Annotated in this window: 5 protein-coding genes and 1 pseudogene; 5 read left to right on the plus strand and 1 reads right to left on the minus strand. The window is 65.7% G+C overall.

What is annotated here, in order from left to right:
* Window positions 1–371: 371 nt before the first annotated feature.
* A complete protein-coding gene (locus ACWDA7_RS50905) occupies window positions 372–632 on the minus strand; it encodes a hypothetical protein (RefSeq protein WP_450614780.1) in 261 nt (86 codons plus the stop codon).
* A 345-nt stretch (window positions 633–977) separates the two neighbouring features.
* Here ACWDA7_RS50905 and ACWDA7_RS50910 point away from each other — a divergent pair, with 345 nt between their 5' ends.
* From ACWDA7_RS50910 to ACWDA7_RS50930, 5 genes and pseudogenes are all read left to right on the plus strand, one after another.
* Window positions 978–1,238, plus strand: coding sequence for a GNAT family N-acetyltransferase (locus tag ACWDA7_RS50910; protein WP_450614788.1), 261 nt, complete (start codon window positions 978–980; stop codon window positions 1,236–1,238).
* An 881-nt stretch (window positions 1,239–2,119) separates the two neighbouring features.
* On the plus strand, window positions 2,120–2,572 hold the full coding sequence (locus ACWDA7_RS50915) for a lactococcin 972 family bacteriocin (protein WP_450614782.1): 453 nt from the start codon (window positions 2,120–2,122) through the stop codon (window positions 2,570–2,572).
* 405 nt (window positions 2,573–2,977) lie between these two features.
* Window positions 2,978–3,544, plus strand: a complete 567-nt coding sequence (locus tag ACWDA7_RS50920; RefSeq protein WP_450614784.1) for a DUF6518 family protein — start codon at window positions 2,978–2,980, stop codon at window positions 3,542–3,544.
* 14 nt (window positions 3,545–3,558) lie between these two features.
* Window positions 3,559–3,693: pseudogene (locus ACWDA7_RS50925) on the plus strand (site-specific integrase); the annotation flags it as partial.
* Between the two features lie 318 nt (window positions 3,694–4,011).
* Window positions 4,012–4,304, plus strand: a 293-nt coding sequence (locus ACWDA7_RS50930; protein WP_450614786.1) for a hypothetical protein, incomplete at its 3' end; no start/stop codon positions are given.

The raw sequence follows: 4,304 nt of genomic DNA on the forward strand, positions 1-4,304 counted from the left end.
CATCTCCGGTGGTGGCGTCTAAAGGTGACCGTGTGGAAGTAGGGTCAGGGACTGGGGCGGTGACGCGTGACGCTCCGTTTCCAGTCCCCGCCCGTACCGCTTCAGAATGGCTGCACGAGCTCTGACCAGCGACGATGTTCCGCCGGGCCTGTAGGGCACCGGGGGTGCATATGCTCGTGCGAAGGGGCTTCCCCGCCGAGTAGCCGAGGGGAGTCTCATCCCTCGGCCCTCACAGATCCGTACGTGACAATCTCTCGTCATACGGCTCTTGTCGTTCTGGTCACCAGACGCGGGGGCGTAGGTGGTCCAGGCCCAGTGCGCTGAGTCTTCTAGGCCTCCCCTCCGCCAGCCGTCGATCTCGCTCACTTACGTCAGTCAGCGTGGATGTCCGGCCGGACCTCCACGACGTAGGAGGCATCCGCGACGCCTTCGCCCTCCTCGTCCGCCCAGACGAGGATCCGCACGTGCATCACGTCGGCGTGGTTCCTCTTCCACTCGCGGACCAGGTCTGCGACGACGAGGGCGGCGACGTGCTGGGCGTCCTCGTACGGCTTCTCGGTGGCGATCGTGCCCTGCCACCGCTCAAGGCCGTTGTAGGGGCGCCAGCCCTCGGAGCCGTGCGGCTGCTCCACCCTGTACGCCCAGTCCTTCTCGGTGTCGTGTCCCTGGGCGGTGCAGCAGTCGTGACCGCCCCCACTGACCGCTCGGCAGACCTGGTTCGCGATGGACTGGCGGCGCTGCCGGTGGAGGCGGTCACCGATGCCGACGCGGTCCGTGAGGTCTTGCCTGTAGCCCGGGTACTTGGCCCCGCAGCACTGTCCTACGCGTCCCCTGACGCATTCCGCTCGGCCTCACCAGGCGCCCTGGCTGTGCAGCAACTTCCCAGTGACCACCCTGATCTGCGAGGTCTGGAGGAGGCCGCGGGTGAGGACGATGCCGGGGAGGCCGGTCTCAGGGGAATCACTTCGCCAGCCTTCGTGGTTCGCGCGGGTGGTGGGGTGATCGCAGCTGCTGGATATCAATCCTGGCCGGGTGGGATCGCCCATGTCTGTGTTTTGACCGATCCTGCCTGGCGGGCACGAGGTCTCGCTCAAGTGACAGCGTCGGCAACTGTGGCGCACGCGTTCGCCGCGGGACTACTGCCGCAGTGGCGTGCTCGGCCACTCGCGTCTCGGCGAGTTGCGTCCGCTTTGGGATTTCAGGAATGGGGTGCCCAGCTCAGTATCAAGCTCACCTAGACGGGACCGGCCCTTCGCAAGGATCACGTTTGCACTCTGAGCTTGGGAAGCTCAGCTGCTCCAGGGCCTTGCTGCCAGGTTGACCTGCGGTGGAAGGGTGTTGACACCTCGTGGGCAGGCTCGCTGATTCCCCGCTGTTCCCCCTGGTTCCCCGTACGACCTGGCACGCGTCTGGCACGACCTCTTGCCGTTGATGACCACCTACGGTGGCGGTGGTTGCTGTACTCCGCTGCTGTACTTCAACCCCACCGCACCCGTGGGCAACCCGGTATCAAGCCTACGATTGACGTGGCCCGCGTCGGTTGGTGGCTGCTTCCCCCAGCACCGGCCCGCTGTGGAGGGGACCAGCCCGTTCGAGCCGGGCCGGGTGGGGAAGTGACATCCGCATTAGGAGTTCGGGCCCTTCGTGCACTGGCGCACCGGCCAGGACCCTCAGTCCCGTCTAGGCTGCTGGACTCCACTCCTGTTCGCTGACGTTGATGTCAGCGATGGATGTCACTTGGCCGCGCGGATCAGACCTGAGTTCCAGCTCTTCCACGAGGTGGCGGCGGTTGGCGATTACGCGTCGGCGAAGGACGTAGACCAGCCGCCAGGTGGCGCCGGCCGCCTCGAAGAGAGGGAGCGAGGAAGGGAAGTTACCCCGTCGAGCGCCTGCGCGATGCGGCGGAAGCTGCCGACTCCCCGGGGCTGGTCGCGGTGCTCCGGCATCTGTAATGGCAGCAACCCGGTATCCACGGTCGGCCTCTGGCTGAGGTCGCGAGGACTGCATCGGTTCCTGTCTCCTGTGTGACATCCACAACCGAATGGAGATCTTGAGGTGGCGCGGGAACGGACATACGGTATGCGAAGACTGACCTCAACTGCCCATGACCAAGGGCTAGTTGGCCATCTCGCTGCAGGCGATCCATCGCTTCTCACACAAAACGGGGTTGACCTTGAAAGCTCTTCGTAAGTCCGCACTGCTCGCCGCAGCCGCCGCAACCTTGACCGCCGGAGCCGTCATCGGCCCGGCCGCGTCGGCCAGCGCGGCTGAACTCAAGCCCGCGAAGTCAGGCATGGCCGTCATCGACCTCAACTCATCCTTGCGGTCGGCGGATGGTGAGACTCACACCAAGGACGTCGGCGGTGGCTCCTGGACCTATGGCTGGGAACTGACGACCGGCGGAAAGAGCTGTTTCTCCCACTACTTCCATGGCTCGAAGATGCACCATGCGACAGCGAGAATAGCCAACGCCGAGAACAAGGCTTACGCCTTCGCCAAACATACGGCCAAGGCCAGCGCAACGGCAGGCGCCGCGTATACGTGCTATGCGTATTGGAGCGTCGACGAGTAAGTCTTACAGCCGCGCTGACACTCAGGGGGTCCGCGAAGCCACGCCCGTCTCGTGAGTGCCTGCGCTCACCACGAGCCTCACACTGGAGGCGAACCAGGCGACTTCGCGGACACTCCCAAGACCTGTCAACCCTTCGCCTCCGCATCCGCTTCGGGAGTGAGCGTAGGGAAGCTGCCGTGTCACTCGCCGCGCCGTCTGGCCGGCGAGCGACACGGTGAGTACCTCGGCTGTTCCGGCAAGGGAACCGTCGCACCACATCAGTAAGTCACTCAGCGCCTCACATCCCAGCTACCTCACCGGCTGGGTTGAGCGAGGAGCCGCCGTGAACCCACGACGACGGCGGTTGACTCGTGCAGAGGCCGGGTCTCAGACGCCTGGTCACCGAAAAGGACTCTGTGGAACGCCGTGTTCTCATCACGCTCCTTCATCTTGGCACCTGCGGCCGCGCTGGCAGCCGGTACGGCACTCGGAGTCCTCACCCGCCTTCTTGAGACGAACGCCTCCACGGGAGGCCGTGCCGTGTATCTCGTCCTGAACGAGGCATGGCCCTGGTCGGCCCTGGCCTTCTGTGTCGGCTTCGCCTGCGCATCCAGGGTCGCGTCCGCCGCCCTGGCTGCAGCGTCCCTGGCAGCGGCTGTCACTGCCTACTACGCGGTGCACTCGCACACCACCTGGGCCGGGCTTTTGTCGGCCACGGTCGCATGGGGTGCAGTCGCTCTGGTAGCCGGTCCCATTCTGGGGCTGGCGGGGAACCTGGCACGCAAGCGTGGACTGCGCGGTCTCCCCTTTCGGCTGATGATCCCGCTGCTGGCTGTCGTGGAGACGTCGGCGCGGCTGCGAGCCGAGGTCTCAGTGCAAGGGCCAGTAGGTGAGACAGCATGGACCATTACCCGCCTTGCAGCGGTAGCTGCCTGTCTCGCCCTGGCCGCACACACGGTGCTGATCAACCGGCGGCACCGGAGTGAAAGGTAAGCGTTGCGGCCCACTGGGAGTCCGCCTATGTCTTCGCCACCCGCACAGGCCGCCCTGTCGAGCCGCGGACCGTCTACCGCTCCTTCAGGCGCATCGCCCAGTCCGTCGGCTTCCGCCTGATCCGGCTTCACGACGCCCGCCACGGCACCGTCGAATGCCCCGGACCATGATCGGTCCAGGGCCTTTTGGCTGGTGCCCCGGCAGGATTCGAACCTGCGACACCCGCTTTAGGAGTTCGATCCGGGCCCGGCGTGGGTGTGGTTCCCTGTGCGCACGGGTGCCGCATGTGGTTGCCGGTTGGCGCCGCTGTCCGTAGTCGTTGATGTCAACGTTGGATGTCAGCGGAACAGCTCACCGGGCAGACTTGCAGCGGCTCGCCTGGCCGGTCGGCCTGTCACCGGACATGCCGAGCGGCATACATCCACAGCAATCGACTGATCGGCGAAAGTGTGCTTGCGGCCGTCTGCTTGGATACCGGAGATGACGACGAGTTCTCCTGTTCCCTGCGCAGACGACGCCGATTACAACCGCCTGAGGGCCCTGCTGGAACGTGCCGCCACGGGCCGGGACAGCAGGCCGACGGCCCCACCGGCGCCGATGACACCAGTGATCAAACACCTTTCGAGCAGATCAGCGCCGCGGTCGAACAGCTTGATGCCGACGTCGCCACCGAACTGGTGCAGCGTCTTCACGCCGCCCCGCCTGAGTTCCTGGAGAAGGCGGTCCTGCGCCTGCTAGTCGGCATGGGCTATGGCGGCAG

This window comes from Streptomyces sp. NPDC001156, assembly GCF_053598275.1.